Source organism: Geodermatophilus sp. CPCC 205506 (genome assembly GCF_051383635.1).
In the GTDB taxonomy this organism is placed as follows: Bacteria; Actinomycetota; Actinomycetes; order Mycobacteriales; family Geodermatophilaceae; genus Geodermatophilus.
This window is the reverse complement of the sequence record NZ_JALPKP010000039.1, coordinates 1-15,979: the sequence shown is the minus strand read 5'-3', so window position 1 is coordinate 15,979 and position 15,979 is coordinate 1. Positions and strand designations below refer to the sequence as shown.

At 73.8% G+C, this 15,979-nt stretch carries 13 protein-coding genes and 1 tRNA gene; 8 read left to right on the top strand and 6 right to left on the bottom strand.

Annotation, left to right across the window (positions count from 1 at the left end; all coding sequences use genetic code 11):
* Positions 1-46: 46 nt before the first annotated feature.
* Positions 47-117: transfer RNA gene (locus MY520_RS20150), tRNA-Gly, on the bottom strand.
* A 59-nt stretch (positions 118-176) separates the two neighbouring features.
* On the bottom strand, positions 177-2,822 hold the full coding sequence (locus MY520_RS20145; protein WP_436694353.1) for an ATP-binding protein: 2,646 nt from the start codon (positions 2,820-2,822) through the stop codon (positions 177-179).
* A 275-nt stretch (positions 2,823-3,097) separates the two neighbouring features.
* Between MY520_RS20145 and dcd the strand changes: the two genes are divergently transcribed.
* Positions 3,098-3,688, top strand: coding sequence for a dCTP deaminase (gene dcd / locus MY520_RS20140; RefSeq protein ID WP_436694352.1), 591 nt, complete (start codon positions 3,098-3,100; stop codon positions 3,686-3,688).
* Here the strand turns inward: dcd and MY520_RS20135 are convergent.
* The 4 genes from MY520_RS20135 to MY520_RS20120 all read right to left on the bottom strand — a co-directional run bounded on the left by MY520_RS20135 (position 3,654) and on the right by MY520_RS20120 (position 8,573).
* The gene (locus MY520_RS20135; RefSeq protein WP_436694351.1) at positions 3,654-4,988 is read right to left on the bottom strand and encodes a CynX/NimT family MFS transporter; all 1,335 of its coding nucleotides are present in this window, start codon (positions 4,986-4,988) and stop codon (positions 3,654-3,656) included. The genes dcd and MY520_RS20135 overlap by 35 nt on opposite strands.
* 85 nt (positions 4,989-5,073) lie before the next feature.
* Positions 5,074-7,365, bottom strand: coding sequence for a heterodisulfide reductase-related iron-sulfur binding cluster (locus tag MY520_RS20130; protein ID WP_436694350.1), 2,292 nt, complete (start codon positions 7,363-7,365; stop codon positions 5,074-5,076).
* Between the two features lie 210 nt (positions 7,366-7,575).
* Complete coding sequence (locus tag MY520_RS20125) at positions 7,576-8,142, bottom strand: hypothetical protein (RefSeq protein ID WP_436694349.1); 567 nt, start codon at positions 8,140-8,142, stop codon at positions 7,576-7,578.
* A 20-nt stretch (positions 8,143-8,162) separates the two neighbouring features.
* Complete coding sequence (locus MY520_RS20120) at positions 8,163-8,573, bottom strand: type IV toxin-antitoxin system AbiEi family antitoxin domain-containing protein (RefSeq protein WP_436694348.1); 411 nt, start codon at positions 8,571-8,573, stop codon at positions 8,163-8,165.
* Positions 8,574-8,875: 302 nt separating this feature from the next.
* On the opposite strand from MY520_RS20120, the gene dnaK reads away from it, so the two are divergent.
* The 7 genes from dnaK to MY520_RS20085 all read left to right on the top strand — a co-directional run bounded on the left by dnaK (position 8,876) and on the right by MY520_RS20085 (position 15,906).
* A complete protein-coding gene (dnaK, locus tag MY520_RS20115; protein WP_436694347.1) occupies positions 8,876-10,759 on the top strand; it encodes a molecular chaperone DnaK in 1,884 nt (627 codons plus the stop codon).
* On the top strand, positions 10,756-11,487 hold the full coding sequence (grpE, locus tag MY520_RS20110; protein ID WP_436694346.1) for a nucleotide exchange factor GrpE: 732 nt from the start codon (positions 10,756-10,758) through the stop codon (positions 11,485-11,487). The genes dnaK and grpE overlap by 4 nt, the downstream gene beginning before the upstream one ends.
* A gap of 19 nt (positions 11,488-11,506) precedes the next feature.
* Positions 11,507-12,721 (top strand): molecular chaperone DnaJ, encoded by a 1,215-nt coding sequence (gene dnaJ / locus MY520_RS20105; RefSeq protein WP_436694345.1) that lies wholly within the window; start codon positions 11,507-11,509, stop codon positions 12,719-12,721.
* Entirely contained in the window at positions 12,718-13,176 is a 459-nt protein-coding gene (locus tag MY520_RS20100) for a heat shock protein transcriptional repressor HspR (RefSeq protein ID WP_436694344.1), read from the top strand. The genes dnaJ and MY520_RS20100 overlap by 4 nt, the downstream gene beginning before the upstream one ends.
* Entirely contained in the window at positions 13,173-13,655 is a 483-nt protein-coding gene (locus MY520_RS20095; RefSeq protein WP_436694343.1) for a MarR family winged helix-turn-helix transcriptional regulator, read from the top strand. Before MY520_RS20100 ends, MY520_RS20095 begins: the two co-directional genes overlap by 4 nt.
* Positions 13,656-13,772: 117 nt before the next feature.
* Positions 13,773-14,249 carry a MarR family winged helix-turn-helix transcriptional regulator gene (locus tag MY520_RS20090; protein ID WP_436694342.1) on the top strand — a complete coding sequence of 159 codons (477 nt, stop codon included), beginning with the start codon at positions 13,773-13,775 and terminating at the stop codon, positions 14,247-14,249.
* Between the two features lie 52 nt (positions 14,250-14,301).
* Positions 14,302-15,906: an MDR family MFS transporter gene (locus MY520_RS20085; protein WP_436694341.1), complete on the top strand. Its 1,605-nt coding sequence runs from the start codon at positions 14,302-14,304 to the stop codon at positions 15,904-15,906.
* Positions 15,907-15,979 lie beyond the last annotated feature (73 nt).

The following is a 15,979-nucleotide window of genomic DNA, read 5'->3' as shown; positions in this document are numbered from 1 at the left end:
ACCGGGACCTCCTGGACGAGGCGCGGCCGCCCGGAGAGGCGAGGAGAGCGGGTGACGAGAATCGAACTCGCACTGTCAGCTTGGGAAGCTGATGTTCTACCATTGAACTACACCCGCGGGGACGTGCCGAGCTTACCGGAGAGCCCCGGAGGGCGTGAGCAGGCCCCCCGCTCGCCTCAGGCCGTGCGGATGACCACCGTCGTGCCGGCCGGGCTCGGGGTGGCGGTGATCTCGCCGACCGCGCTCATCAGCATCGAGCCACGGCCGCGGTCCATGCTCGGCACCCGCTCCCGCCACCGGCCGTAGTCGCGGACGGCGATCTCCACCCGCCCGCCGACGACCTCGGCGGCGACGTCGATGTACGGCTCGGCCGGGTCCTGAGCGTGCTCGACGGCGTTCGTGGCCGCCTCGCAGGTGGCCAGCACCAGGTCGTAGGCGAGGTCCTCGCCGAGCCGCGCCTCGGCGAACAGCGCCCGCAGCCGCCGGCGCAGCGCCGGGACGGAGGCGGTGGTCGACGGGAAGCGCCAGCGGCCGCTCACCGGCGTCGCCTCGGGGGAGGTCTCGGGGTCGGAGGCCAGCGGACGGCGGGACCGCGGCGGGCCGCCCGCCGGCTCGGGCCGCAGGATCGCCGGACGGAGAGCCGGGACGGCCGGGGGCGCGCCGCTCGTCGGGCGGCCGGCAGCGCGGTCCAGGACCGTCCGCAGCCGCGCGACCAGCTCGGCGGACTCGAACGGCTTGGGCAGGTAGTCGTCCACGCCCGCGTCGAACCCCTCGACGGCGGCCTCCTGGCCGGCCCGCGCGGTGAGCATGACCACGGGCACGCTGCGGGTCGCGGGGTCAGACCGCAGCGCGCGGAGCAGGCCGAAGCCGTCCAGGCCCGGCATCATCACGTCGGTCAGGACGACGTCGGGCCGCGCGGCGTGGATGCCGGCCAGCGCCTGCTCGCCGTCGGCAGCGGTCCGCACCGTCCAGTGCCGCGACAGCACGCGCGTCAGGTACGCGCGCATGTCGGCGTTGTCGTCGACCACCAGCACGGTCGCCCCGGGGGCACCGGGCGGCGCCGGCCAGCCGAGGTCGTCGTCCCACGGGGCCACGGTCGCGCTGCCGGTGGTCGGCGTGGCCGGGCCGTCGGCCTCGGCGTCGGGGGCCCCGAACGGCACCGCGACGGTGAAGGAGCTGCCGACGCCGGGCGCGCCGGCCGCCTCGACCGTGCCGCCGTGCAGGCCGGCCAGCTCGCGGACCAGCGCCAGCCCGAGTCCGGTGCCCTCGCGGCTGCGGGCGGCGGACCCGGCGACCCGGTGGAAGCGCTCGAACAGGTGCGGCAGCTCCGCGGCCGGGATGCCGACCCCGGTGTCCGACACCCGCAGCACCAGCCGGTCGCCGTCCGCCCGCAGGGTGACGTCGATGCCGCCGACGAAGGTGTACTTCACCGCGTTGGCGACCAGGTTGAGGACGATCTTCTCCCACATCCGCGGGTCCACGTAGGCCGGGCGCGGCAGCGGCGGGCAGTCGACGGTGAGCCGCAGACCGGCCCGCTCGGCGGCCGCGCGCAGCACGCCGGCCAGCTCCGCGGTGTAGGCGGCGAGGTCGGTCTCCACCCGGACGGCGGCGGTGCGGCCGGCCTCGATGCTCACGAACTCCAGCAGGTCGTTGACCAGCCGCTGCAGCCGCTGCCCGTTGCGGAGGGCCAGGGTGAGCGGCTCGCGGACCGTGTCCGGCAGCGCGGCGTCGCCGTCGGCCAGCGCGTCGCCGATCGGGGCGAGCAGCAGGGTCAGCGGCGTGCGCAGCTCGTGGCTGACGTCGGCGAAGAACGCGGTCTTGGCCCGGTCGAGCTCGGCCAGCGACTCGGCGCGCGACCGCTCGGCGGCGTAGGCCCGCGCGTTGACCACCGCGCCGGCGAACTGGCCGGCCAGGAGCTCGTGGAAGGAGCGGTACTCCTCGTCGAGCGCCCGGTTGGGGTTGACGCCGACGACCAGCGCCCCCACCGGCTCCGCGCCGGCGCCACCGTTCAACGGGAGCGCGACGGCCGCGGTGACCGGGTCGCCCCACGGGCCGCCGGTCAGCCGCAGCCGCGCCACCTCGGCGGGCAGCAGGTCGCCGGGCCCGGCGGCCACGGCGGGCAGCAGCCCGGCGTCGCACCCGGTCACCGCCGCCCGGTGCAGCCCGGTCTCGCCGGGTCGGCTCAGGTAGACCGCCGCGAACGGCACGTCGAGCGGGTCCCCGGCCAGGGCGCCGGTCATCTCCCGGACGGCGGCGACGTCGTCCCCGAGCAGCCCGGCCGACGACGCGACGTCGTGCAGCAGCCGCTGGCGGCGCTCGGCCAGCACCTGCCGGGTCACCTCGGTGCACACCGCGTGCATGCCGGCGACCTGGCCGTCGTCGCCGAAGGCGGGGGCGTGGGAGACGGTGAAGTAGGTCTCCTCGCGGTAGCCGGCCCGTTCGAGCAGGAGCAGCAGCTGGGGGATCCAGGACGGCTCGCGGGCCGCCATCGCGTGCTCGACCGGTCCCTGCAGCGCGGCCCAGCCCTCGGCGAGGGTGACCCGCAGGTCGTCGCCGATCGCGGCGGGGTGCTTGGCGCCGATGAGGGTGGCGTAGGCGTCGTTGTAGATCTGGGTGTAGCCCGGGCCCCAGGCGAGGATCATCGGGAAGCGGGAGGCGAGGACGGTGCGCACCACGTGCCGCAGGCTCGCCGGCCAGCCCGACACCGGGCCGAGCGGCGTGGCCGACCAGTCGAAGGCGGCCATCAGCCGGCCGTTCTCGCCGCCGTCGCGGAAGAGCTCTCCGTCCCCGGGGGCCGAGGGTACGTCGGGTCCTCCGCTCACGTCCTTGGCTTCCCTCCCCGATCCGATCCTGGGCCGGTGGCCGGGGCGGCTCGCGTCGCACGCCCGGCCACTGGTCCGGCCGGGGCCGGACGCCGGAGGGGAGGCTACCCCGGCGGCAGGCCCGCACCGTCAGACCCCACGGTGCCCGGGAGGTCACCGCACAGCCGGTCGGCAGGACCGGCGCGGCCACCGTTCCCGCCCGCGTCCGGGTCGACCGGCCCGGGCGCGGGTTCGCCCGGAGTGGTGAGCGGAGGGCGGTCCCTAGACTCCCGCGCATGCTGCTGTCCGACCGCGACATCACGGCTGCGATCGCCGAGGGACGGCTCGGGATCGAGCCCTACGACAAGGGACTGGTGCAGCCCTCGAGCATCGACGTCCGGCTGGACCGCTACTTCCGGGTCTTCAACAACGCGCGGTACACCCACATCGACCCGGCGCTCCAGCAGGACGACCTGACCACCCTGGTCGAGCCCGCCGGTGACGAGCCGTTCGTGCTGCACCCGGGGGAGTTCGTGCTGGGGTCCACGCTGGAGGTGGTCACGGTCCCCGACGACCTGGCCGCGCGGCTGGAGGGCAAGAGCTCCCTGGGCCGGCTGGGCCTGCTCACCCACTCGACGGCCGGCTTCGTCGACCCGGGCTTCTCCGGCCACATCACGCTGGAGCTGTCCAACGTGGCGAACCTGCCGATCACCCTGTGGCCGGGGATGAAGATCGGGCAGCTGTGCCTGTTCCGGCTGACCACGCCGGCCGAGCACCCGTACGGGTCGGCGGTGTACGGCTCGCGCTACCAGGACCAGCGCGGCCCGACGCCGTCCCGGTCGTTCCGCAACTTCACCCGCGCGGAGACCCGCCGCCCGGCTCGGTGACGTGCACGGTGACCGGCGGCTCCGTGCCGGCCACCTCGATGACGTCGCCGTGGTGGGCGTCCGACCCCCAGCCGGGCACCTCGTCGTCGACGTACCGCTCGCGGGTCACGAACCAGCCGGTGACCGCCAGCACGGCCACGCCGGCGAGGACGACGACGAACATGCCGGTGTAGCTGCCGGTGCTGCCGCGCAGGACGCCGACGAGCAGCGGCCCCGCCCCGGCCAGCAGGTACCCCCAGCCCTGCGTGGTGGTGGACAGCGCCGCGGTGGTCTCCGGCGTGCGGGCCCGCAGCCCGATGAGGGTCAGCACCATGGCGAAGGTGCCCATGCCGAGCGCGAGCAGGCCCATCCACAGCCACGGCACGCTGCGCGGCGCGACCATGAGCCCCACCCAGCCGGCGACGTAGCTGACGCAGAAGCCGGCCAGCAGCGGCCGCTGCAGGTGCGGGCGGACGGTGAGCGTCGGGACGATCGCGTTGAGCGGGATGACGACGATCGTGTTGATGCCGAGCAGCAGGCCGGCGGTCGCCGCGCTGAGGCCCTCGTCCCGCAGGTACTGCGCCGTCCACCCGATGAGGACGTAGGCCTGCATCGACTGCATCGCGAAGAACAGCGCGAGCGCCAGCGCCATCCGGCTGCGGAGGAGCGAGCGCATCCGCACCCGCCGGTGCGCCTCCCGCGAGGCCCCCGGGCGGGCCGGCACGGAGAGCCAGGGCAGGGCGGTGACCGCGGCGAACACCGCCCACACCCCCAGCGCCCAGCGCCAGCCGTCGGCGCCGGTCGCGGCGGCGATCGGTGCGGCGCTGACCGACGCGATCGCCCCGCCGACGGCCATCGAGACGCTGTACGCGCCGATGAGCAGCCCGGTGCGCTCGGGGAAGTAGCGCTTGACCAGGCTCGGCAGCAGCACGTTGCCGAGCGCCCCGCCGACCATCGCCAGCACGGTGCCCACCAGGAACAGCCAGAAGGCGTCGGTCACCACGCGCAGGACCGTGCCCGCCGCCATGGCCAGCAGCGCGCCGGCGAGCACGTGGCCGTCGCGGTACCGCGCGGCCAGCGGCGGGCCGGCGAAGCCGATGAGCGCGAAGCACAGCACCGGCATGGTGGTGACCACCCCGGCCAGCCCGCTGGAGATCGACAGCCCCTGCTCCAGCTCCTCGAGGACGGGGCCGACGCTGTTGACCGCCGTCCGCAGGTTGAAGCCGGTGAGCACGATGGCCACCGCGATCAACCGCAGTCCCCGGCGGCGGTCCGACCCGGAGGCGGCGGCTGCGGGGAGGGAAGGGGCGGTGCGGGTCACCCGTCGATGGTCCCCCCGCTGTCCCGGCCGGCGGCCACCGGGTCGTTTCCCCGGGCAACGACCCGGGGCCCGGCGGGGGTGCTCCTCAGTTCTGGGCGCCGTGCTCCGTCGCCGCCGAGCCGGTTCCGGCCACGTCGTCGCCCGCCCGGCCCACGTCGGGGCCGGACCCGGTGCCGGGCGTGCCGACCGGGGCCAGGGAGCGCAGCAGGATCTGGCTGACGTCGAGCACCTCCACGTGCTCGCCCGCCTCGCCGTTCTGCTTCTTGGTGGTCAGCGCGTCGCTGAGCATCGTGATGCAGAACGGGCACGCGGTGGAGATGACGTCGGGGTCGAGCTCGAGGGCCTCCTCGGTGCGCTCCATGTTGATCCGCTTGCCGATCTTCTCCTCCATCCACATGCGGGCACCGCCGGCGCCGCAGCAGAAGCCGCGGTCCTTGCAGCGGTGCATCTCCTGGGTGGACAGGCCCCGGACGGAGTCGAGGATCTCCCGGGGCGGCGTGTAGACCTTGTTGTGCCGGCCGAGGAAGCACGGGTCGTGGTAGGTGACCTTGCGGTCGACCGGGGTGACCGGCGTCAGCCGGCCCTCGGCCACCAGCTGGCCGAGCAGCTGGGTGTGGTGCACGACCTCGTAGTGGCCGCCGACCTGCGGGTACTCCCGGCCCAGGGAGTTGAAGCAGTGGGGGCAGGTGGCGACGATCTTGCGCATCCCCGGCACCCGGCCCTCGAAGACGCCGTTCAGCGTCTCGACGTTCTCCTGGGCGAGCATCTGGAAGACGAACTCGTTGCCCATGCGCCGGGCCGGGTCCCCGGAGCAGGTCTCCCCGGAACCGAGGACGGCGAACTCGACGCCGGCGGTGTGCAGCAGCTCGGCGACGGCCTTGGTGACCTTCTTGGCGCGGTCGTCGATGGCGCCGGCGCAGCCGACCCAGAACAGGTACTCGACCTCGTAGGGCAGCGGGCTCTCGGCCTGCCGGACCTCGAAGTCCAGCTCCTTCATCCAGTCGTCGCGGGTGCTGGCCTGGACGCCCCACGGGTTGCCGCGGTTCTCCAGGTTGCGCAGCATCACGCCGGCCTCGGAGGGGAAGTTGGACTCGATGAGCACCTGGTAGCGGCGCATGTCGTCGATGTGGTCGACGTGCTCGATGTCGACCGGGCACTGCTCCACGCAGGCGCCGCAGTTCGTGCAGCTCCACAGGACGTCGGGGTCGATGACCCCGCCCTCCTCGAGGGTGCCGACCAGCGGCCGGTGCGCCTGGGCCTCGTTGGTGCCCTCGATGCGGGCGTAGCCCGACGCCCAGACCTGCTCGTCGCTCGGCTTGAGGACGTCGTAGTCCGGCGCCGTCTCGCCGGCGGTCTTCTCACCGAGCAGGTACGGGGCCTTGGCGTACAGGTGGTCCCGCAGGTCCATGATCAGCATCTTCGGCGACAACGGCTTGCCGGTGTTCCAGGCCGGGCACTGGCTCTGGCACCGCCCGCACTCGGTGCAGGTGGTGAAGTCGAGCATCCCCTTCCAGGTGAAGTCCTCGATCTTGCCGCGACCGAAGATCGCTTCCTCGTCGGGGTCCTCGAAGTCGATCGGCTTGCCGCCGGAGGTCATCGGCTGCAGCGGGCCGAGGGCGACGCCGCCGTCGTCCTCCCGCTTGAAGTAGATGTTGAAGAACGCGCTGAACCGGTGCCAGGCCACGCCCATGTTGAGCAGCCGGGAGACCACGACCAGCCAGATCAGCGAGACGACGATCTTGACGAAGGCGACGACCGACAGCAGGTCCGGGCTGTCGGGCAGCACGGTCGCCAGGGCGCCGGAGACCGGGTGCGACCAGGCCGGCGCCTCGGTCAGGTCGGAGGAGACCTTCAGCGCCCGGATCAGCAGGATGCAGACGCCGACGACGAGGACGACGGCCTCGACGAAGTAGCCGCGGCCCTCGTTGGACCCGGCGAACCGGCTGGACCGGCCCTGCCGGCGCGGGTGGTCCTTCTGGCGCCGGTAGATCAGGTACAGGATGCCGAGGATCGTGCCGGTGCCGATGATGTCGGCGAACAGGTTCCACAGGCTCCACTCGCCGATGATCGGCAGGTGGAACGCCGGGTTCCAGACCTCACCGAAGGCCTCGACCAGGGTGAGGAACAGGCCGTAGAAGCCGACGAAGACGAACCAGTGGGCCACGCCGATCGACGACCACTTGAGCATCCGGGTGTGCCCGAGCGACTCGGTGACCAACGTCTTGAGCCGCGGGCCGAGGGGGCCGGACCGTGTGGCGTCCGGCTGCCCGGTCCGGATGATCCGGATCATCGCGCGGACCGCCCGGTAGGCGAACACGACCGCCACGACGAGGAACAGCACCGCGATCGTCCCGAGGACGATCTGCAAGGGGCCCATCGACTTCCCTCCCGGACACCGGTGCGGCGTCCGTTGATCCGCCGACGCCGGCAGGGCGGACGGCGCTCACCACCGTCCGCACGATAGCCGCCGTGCCGACAGGCTACTCACCGGTAACCCCTGCATGGCCTGCCGTCCTCACCGCACCGTCGCCGTCGGCGCGGTGCAGCGCGAGGGCGGCGCCCGGGAGGTGAGGGCGGCGATCACGGGTCATCCGGCACGGCGCACACCGCGGGCCCGCGGTGTGGCCGAGAAGGACCGCACCGCGGGGCCCGGTGCCGCGAGCAGCGCCCGCAGACGCGCCTCCACGGGTGGCCAGCCGGCGTCCAGGTCGGCGTCGGCGATGCGGACGACCCGGACGTCGAGCGCCCGCAGCTCGTCCTCGCGCCGCTTCTCCTCCCGGAGGACGCGCTCCGGCGTGCGGCCGCGCCAGGGGTCGCTGTACTTCACCCGGCCGTCGAACTCGACGGCCACGGCTGCCTCGTCGAACCAGGCGTCCACCACCGCGACGAGCCGGCCGGCGACGCGGATCTCCACCTGCAGCTCCGGAGACGGGAACCCGGCGCCGACGATGCGCAGCCGGCCCCGGGTCTCCAGCGGCGACTCGGCGCGCCCGTCGGCCAGCCCGATCGCCCGCACGGCGCGTGCTGCGCCGGGCCAGTGCCGGACCGTGTCGAGCACCCGCTGCAGCTCGGCGTTCGTCGTCCGTCCGGCGAGGAGGGCGGCGTCGGCCGCCACCACCGCGTCCGCCAGTGGCCACTCGCGTGCGGAGTCCACCAGTGAGCGCGACGTCGACGTCACGCGGAGCGGTCCGGTCGTCGTGACATCGGCGGCGGCGAGCGGGCGGCCGTCATGAGGTAGCCGGGCCCGCGCCGCCACTGGAGCGGGTCGGTGAGGCGGACGGTCGCGTCCAGGTCCCGCGGCACCGGCAGCCCGCGGAGGCGGACAGCCGTCCCGTGGCTCAGGGCGGCAGTCGGGCGGTCGATGCTCAGGAGCACGGCCACCGCGTCCACGAGGTGCCGCCCGCCGTCCTCCTCGTGGACCGCGAGGACGTCGGCCGGGACGTAGACGCCGCGACGGACGCGCACCCATCGGCCCGACGAGCAGAGGTGGCGGATCTCGGGCTCGCCGTACCCGGCACGACGGGCGTCGGTCGCGGTGAACAGGCCGTGCTGACGCTCGGCGACGGCGCGGAGGAGAGGGTGCACGCCGGTGACCGTGCCGTTGTCCCAGGTGGACGGGAGGGCTCCCGGGCGGATCTGTGGACGGGGTCGGTGACTGGGGATCGCCGTCCTCACCTCGCCGTCGCCGTCCACGCCGTGCGGCGCGTGGACGGCGACCGCGGGGTGAGGACGGCCACGAGGGCTGGCCGCACAGGCCCCCGGGAACAGTTTCGCTCGGGGTGCCGTTAGGGTGGGCAGGAAAGTTGAGTGGACCCCGCGCAAGATGGGCACTCAGCTCCTGCAGACAACAGAACCACCCCGGTACACACGGAAGAGAGGCCATCTCCATGGCTCGAGCGGTCGGTATCGACCTCGGCACCACCAACTCCGTCGTCACCGTCCTGGAGGGCGGCGAGCCGACGGTCATCGCCAACTCCGAGGGTTCGCGCACCACCCCGTCGGTCGTCGCGTTCGCGAAGAACGGCGAGGTCCTGGTCGGCCAGTCGGCGAAGAACCAGGCGGTCACCAACGTCGACCGCACCATCCGCAGCGTCAAGCGCGAGATGGGCACCGACTGGAAGTCGCCGGAGATCGACGGCAAGCGGTACACCCCGCAGGAGATCAGCGCCCGCGTCCTGCAGAAGCTCAAGCGGGACGCCGAGACCTACCTGGGCGAGCCGGTGACCGACGCGGTCATCACCGTCCCGGCCTACTTCGAGGACGCGCAGCGCCAGGCCACCAAGGAAGCCGGTGAGATCGCCGGCCTCAACGTCCTGCGGATCGTCAACGAGCCGACCGCGGCCGCGCTGGCCTACGGCCTGGACAAGGGCGAGACCGAGCAGACGATCCTCGTCTTCGACCTCGGCGGCGGCACGTTCGACGTCTCCCTGCTCGAGATCGGCGAGGGCGTCATCGAGGTGAAGGCCACCGCCGGTGACAACCACCTCGGCGGCGACGACTGGGACCAGAAGGTCATGGACCACCTGGTCCGGACGTTCAACGCGTCCAACGGCATCGACCTGTCCAAGGACAAGCTGGCCATGCAGCGCCTCCGCGAGGCCGCGGAGAAGGCCAAGATCGAGCTGTCCGGTGCGCAGTCGACCAACGTCAACCTGCCCTACATCACCGCCGGCGCCGAGGGCCCGCTGCACCTCGACGTCACCATCACCCGCGCCGAGTTCCAGCGGCTGACCCAGGACCTGCTCGACCGCGCCCGCGCGCCGTTCAACCAGGCCATCCGGGACGCCGGCATCTCCGTGGGCCAGATCGACCACGTCGTCCTCGTCGGTGGGTCCACCCGCATGCCGGCCGTGAGCGACCTGGTGAAGGAGCTCACCGGCGGCAAGGAGCCCAACAAGGGCGTCAACCCCGACGAGGTCGTCGCCGTCGGCGCCGCGCTGCAGGCCGGCGTCCTCCGCGGCGAGGTCAAGGACGTCCTGCTGCTCGACGTCACCCCGCTGTCCCTGGGCATCGAGACCAAGGGCGGGATCATGACCAAGCTCATCGAGCGCAACACCACGATCCCGACCAAGCGCAGCGAGATCTTCACGACGGCCGACGACAACCAGCCGTCCGTGCAGATCCAGGTCTTCCAGGGCGAGCGCGAGATGGCCGCCTACAACAAGAAGCTCGGCATGTTCGAGCTGACCGGTCTGCCCCCGGCGCCGCGTGGTGTCCCGCAGATCGAGGTGGCCTTCGACATCGACGCCAACGGCATCGTCCACGTCCACGCCAAGGACCTCGGCACGGGCAAGGAGCAGTCGATGACCATCACCGGCGGCTCGGCCCTCCCGAAGGACGACATCGAGCGGATGATGAAGGACGCCGAGGCGCACGCCGAGGAGGACAAGCGCCGCCGCGAGGAGGCCGAGACCCGCAACCTCGCCGAGTCGCTGCAGTACCAGACCGAGAAGTTCCTGGCCGAGAACGGCGACAAGATCCCGGCCGAGAAGAAGGAGGAGCTCGGCGAGGCGCTCACCGAGCTGCGCTCGGCCCTCGGCGGGTCCGACATCGCCGCGATCAAGGCCGCCCAGGAGAAGGTCGCCCGCGTCTCCCAGGAGGTCGGCGGGGCGCTCTACGCCCAGCAGGCCGAGGCGAGCGCGGCCGGCGCCCAGGCCGGCCCCGGTGCCGGCGCGGGAACCCCCGGTGACGCCGGTGCGTCGGGTACGACGACGACGGAGGACGACGTCGTCGACGCCGAGATCGTCGACGAGGACAACGACCGCCGATGACAGCCAGGGAAGAGGAGCCGCGGGTCGTCATCCGCGACAAGCGGCGCATCGACCCGATCAGCGGCACCGTGCGGGTGCCGGCCGGCGAGCAGCCGGCCGGCGCCCGCACGGGCGCAGACGTGCCCGACCGGACCGCGCCGGGTCCAGCGCCGAGCTGGGCAGCGCAAGGGGAGCAGATGAGCGAGCACGAGACCGTCGCCGGGCAGCCGGCGGCGGACGACGACCTGAGCCGCCAGCTGGCGGAGCGGACGGACGACCTCCAGCGGGTCACCGCCGAGTACGCCAACTACCGCCGCCGGGTGGACCGGGACCGGCAGCTGGTGGTCGACCAGGCCGCCGAGCGGTTCGCCGCGCAGCTGTTCCCGATCGTCGACGACATCGAGCGGGCCCGTGACCACGGCGACCTGACCGGCGCGTTCAAGCTGGTCGCCGACCGGGTCCTCGGCCTGCTCGAGGGCTTGGGCGTGGCGGCGTTCGGGACGGCGGGCGACCCCTTCGACCCGTCGCTGCACGAGGCCGTCATCCACGACACCTCGGCCGAGGTCGACGTCCCGACGGCCACGACGGTGCTGCGGCAGGGCTTCCGCCGCGGCGACCGGGTGCTGCGGACGGCGATGGTCGCGGTGACCGACCCGGAGACCCCGGCGCCGGCGCCGGTGCCGGCGGACGGGGCCGGCGACCCCGCCGCGGCGCAGCCGGGCGAGGGCCCGGCGGCGGCGTCCGACTGAGACGGGAGGAGGGCGCCCGATGAGCACCCGGGACTTCATCGAGAAGGACTACTACGCCGCGCTGGGCGTCCCCCAGAGCGCCGACGCCGCGGAGATCAAGAAGGCCTACCGCAAGCTCGCCCGTGACCTGCACCCGGACAAGAACCCGGGCAACACGCAGGCGGAGGCCAAGTTCAAGGACGTGTCGGAGGCCTACGACGTCCTCTCCGACACCAAGCGGCGGGCCGAGTACGACGAGGCCCGCCGGCTGTTCGGGGCCGGCGGCGCGGGAGCCCGCGCGGGCTTCCCCGGAGGGTTCCCCGGCGGTGCCGGCGGCGGGCAGCCGTTCGACCTCGGCGACCTGTTCGGCGCCGCCGGTGGTGCTCCGCGGAGTGGGGGCACCGGCGGGCTCGGCGACCTGTTCGGCGGGCTCTTCGGCGGCGGGGCCGGCACCGGCGGCTCGGCGCGGGCCCGCAGCCAGGCGGCGTCCGGACCGGCCCGCGGCCAGGACGTCGAGACCGAGGCGACCCTCTCCTTCGACGAGGCCGTCCTCGGCGTCACCGTGCCGCTGCGGATGCAGAGCCCCGGCACCTGCCCCACCTGCTCCGGCAGCGGGGCGCGGCCGGGCACCTCGCCGCACACCTGCCCGGTCTGCCAGGGGGCCGGCGTCACCAGCCGCAGCCAGGGCGCGTTCGCCTTCTCCGAGCCGTGCCGCAACTGCCGCGGCACCGGCCAGGTGGTCGACGACCCCTGCCCGACCTGCGCGGGCAACGGCGTGACCACCCAGACCCGCACCATCACGGTGCGGATCCCGGCCGGCGTCAAGGACGGCCAGCGCATCCGGCTGGCCGGCAAGGGGGCACCGGGCCGGCGCGGGGGCCCGGCCGGCGACCTGTTCGTCGTCGTGCACGTCGCCGACCACGAGCTGTTCGGCCGCAAGGGCAACGACCTGACGCTGACCGTGCCGATCACGTTCGCCGAGGCCAGCCTGGGCGCGACGCTGACGGTGCCCACCCTCGACGGCAACGTCACGCTCAAGGTGCCCCCCGGCACGGCGAGCGGCCAGACGCTGCGCGTCCGGGGGAGGGGCGTGCCGGGCAAGGGCCGGGCGGGGGACCTCCTGGTCACCGTCGAGGTGGCCGTGCCCAAGAAGCTCAGCCCGGCCGCCCAGGAGGCGGTCAAGGTGCTCGACGCCGAGCTCGGCGACCCGCGGCCCCGGATCACCGCCGCCGTCCAGGGCGGGGGAGCGCGGTGAGCGCCCCCGCCGAGGGTGGCCGGGCGCGGCAGGACGCCGGCCGCGCCGTCGCCGAGGACGCCCCGGTCTTCGTCATCTCGGTCGCCGCCGAGCTCGCCGGGATGCACGCGCAGACCCTGCGCCAGTACGACCGGCTGGGCCTGGTGCGGCCGGGTCGCACGGCCGGCGGTGGCCGGCGGTACAGCCCGCGCGACGTCGCGCTGCTGCGCGAGGTCCAGCGGCTGTCCCAGGAGGACGGCGTCAACCTCGCGGGCATCAAACGGATCATCGACCTCGAGTCGCAGGTCGAGGCGCTCCAGCTGCGGGTGCGGGAGCTGCTGGCCGAGCTGGAGATCGCCGAGACCCGGCGGATCGCCGCCGAGTCCGCCGTCCAGGCCGGCTACGGCGGCGACCTCGTGCCGATGCGGCCCTCGACGTCGGCGCTGGTCGTCTGGCGTCCGAGGGAAGCGCGGTGAGCGGGAGCGCTCTGCACGACGCGTTCGTCCAGGTGGAGCGGGAGATCGGGTTGCTGCTGCGCCGGTCCCGCGCCATCTCCGCCCGGCTGTCCCGCGAGCTGCACCCCGACCTCGACGGCGCGGCGTACGGGCTGCTGGCTCTGCTCGAGGACAGCGGGCCCCTGCGGGCCAGCGACCTGGTCGCCCGGCTGGGCCTGGACAAGAGCACGGTGAGCCGGCAGGTGGCCTCCCTGGTCGAGCTGGGGATGGTCACCCGGGAGGCCGATCCGGCCGACGGCCGCGCCCAGGTGCTGCGCACGTCCCAGGAGGGCGCCTCCCGGCTGGCCGCCATCCGCGAGGCGCGGCGGGCCCGCTGGGAGTCCGACCTCGCCGACTGGCCGGCCGACGACGTCGCCACCCTCGCCGAGCTGCTCTCGCGGCTGAACCGCCTGGGTGAGGCGCGGGACGACCTCGCGCGGGAGCTCCGGCCGGGGGGCTGACCGGCCGGACCGCAGGCCGCTGACCCGCCGGGGTCACCTCCGTCACAAATGTTGTAGACCGCAACCAACTGACTGTATGGTTGCGGTCTGCAAGTAACCCCGTGGCGAGGAACCCCCGTGCCCATCACTCCCGAGACCCGCGACCGGCTGACCGCCGGCGTCGCCCAGGTCGTCCGCACCGGGCGGCAGCTCAGCGTCCGCGCCGCCGGCGCCATCTCCGGCGACCTGCCCTCCTACGGGTGGGCCCTGCTGCTGCCCCTCGAGCAGGACGGGGAGCAGCGCTGCGGCGCGTTGGCGACCCGCGTCGGCGTGGACGTCTCCGTCGCCAGCCGCCAGCTGGCCGCCCTCGAGCGCTCCGGCTACGTCGAGCGCCGTCCCGACCCGCACGACGGGCGGGCGAGCCTCGTGCACCTCACCGACGCCGGCACGGCCGCGCTCGCCGCGACCCGGGCACTGCGCTCGGAGTGGGCCACCACGGCCCTGGCCGGCTGGGACGAGGACGACGCGCGGCAGCTCGGCGAGCTGCTCGAGCGCCTGGCCGCGGACCTCGACCGCTCGCTCGCCGACCTCACCCTCGCCGGCGCCGCATCGTGACCGGCCCCTCGTCGCGTCGCTCGACCCCATCACCGCACCGCCCAGGAGATCCGTGACCAGCACCCTCGACGACCGCACGTCGGCCGCCACCGCCCCCGCCGCCGACGTCGCGCCCGCCGAGCAGCAGGGTGCGATGACCCACCGCCAGATCCTGTCGGCGCTGTCCGGGATGTTGCTGGCGATGTTCGTGGCGTTCCTGTCCTCGACCGTCGTCTCCAACGCCCTGCCGACGATCATCACCGACCTCCGCGGCACCCAGGGTCAGTACACCTGGGTGGTCACCGCGACCCTGCTGGCCTCCACGGCGTCCACGCCGATCTGGGGCAAGCTCGCCGACCTGTTCAGCAAGAAGCTGCTGATCCAGATCTCGATCGTGATCTTCATCGTCGGCTCGGTGCTGGCCGGCCTGGCCCAGTCGGTGGAGACCCTCATCTCCTGGCGGGTGCTGCAGGGCCTCGGCCTGGGCGGCGTCCAGGCACTCGTGCAGATCGCGATGGCGGCGATGATCAGCCCGCGCGAGCGGGGCCGGTACTCCGGCCTCATCGGGGCGGTCATGGCGGTCGCGACGGTCGGCGGGCCGCTCATCGGCGGGGTGCTGGTCGACACCAGCTGGCTGGGCTGGCGGTCGGTGTTCTACCTGGGCGTCCCGTTCGGCGTCGTGGCGCTGGTCCTGCTGCAGCGCACCCTGCACCTGCCGGTGACCCGGCGCGCCGTCTCGATCGACTACCTCGGCGCGACCTTCCTGACCGCCGGGGTCTCCGCGCTGCTCATCTGGGTCACCCTGGCCGGCGGCACGTTCCCCTGGTGGTCGGCGGAGACGGCGCTGTTCCTCAGCGGTGGGGTGCTGGCGATCGTGGCCTTCGTCGTCACCGAGCTCCGGGCGAAGGAGCCGATCGTGCCGCTGCGGCTGTTCCGGGACCGGACGACGACGCTGGCGATCCTGGCCAGCATGGCGATCGGCGTGGCCATGTTCGGCTCGTCGGTCTTCCTCGGCCAGTACCTGCAGATCTCCCGCGGCTACTCGCCGACGGCGGCCGGCCTGCTGACCATCCCGATGGTCGCGGGGCTGCTGCTCTCCTCGACCGTCTCGGGCCTGCTCATCACCCGCTCCGGCCGGTGGAAGCGCTTCCTCGTCGCGGGCTCGCTGCTCGTCGTCGCCGGGTTCGGGTTGCTGGCCACCGTCGACCACGAGACGGACATGGTCGTGCTGGGGGTCTTCCTGTTCGTGCTGGGCGTGGGCATCGGCATGACGATGCAGAACCTCGTGCTCGCGGTGCAGAACACCGTCGCGGCCCGCGACCTGGGCGCCGCCAGTTCCGCCGTCGCGTTCTTCCGCAGCCTGGGCGGCACGATCGGCGTCTCCGTGCTCGGCGCGGTGCTCAGCGCGCGGGTCGGCGACCTGATCGGCCAGGGGCTGGCCGGGGTCCCGGGAGCGGCGCAGGCCGCCCAGGGCCCCGGCGAGGTCGGCCTGGCCGACCTCGCCGAGGCGCCGCCGGCGATCCGGACCCTCATCGAGGTGTCCTACGGCGACGCGACCGGGCGGATCTTCGCCATCTCCGCCGTCGTCGCGGTGGTCGCCGTGGTGGCGATCGTGTTCATCCGCGAGATCGCGCTGCGCACCGAGAGCGGCGAGGAGCGGCTGCGCCGCGGCGCCTGAGCCGCACCGACGACGGCGGCCAGGGCCTTGCTGACCGGGCAGCCGACCTTGGCGGCCTGGGCCGCCTTCTCGA

Excerpts from the sequence above, each read along its gene's own strand:
- dcd (WP_436694352.1), top strand. The coding sequence starts at position 3,098 with ATGCTGCTGTCCGACCGCGACATCACGGCTGCGATCGCCGAGGGACGG.
- MY520_RS20130 (WP_436694350.1), bottom strand. The coding sequence starts at position 7,365 with ATGGGCCCCTTGCAGATCGTCCTCGGGACGATCGCGGTGCTGTTCCTC.
- dnaK (WP_436694347.1), top strand. The coding sequence starts at position 8,876 with ATGGCTCGAGCGGTCGGTATCGACCTCGGCACCACCAACTCCGTCGTC.
- grpE (WP_436694346.1), top strand. The coding sequence starts at position 10,756 with ATGACAGCCAGGGAAGAGGAGCCGCGGGTCGTCATCCGCGACAAGCGG.
- dnaJ (WP_436694345.1), top strand. The coding sequence starts at position 11,507 with ATGAGCACCCGGGACTTCATCGAGAAGGACTACTACGCCGCGCTGGGC.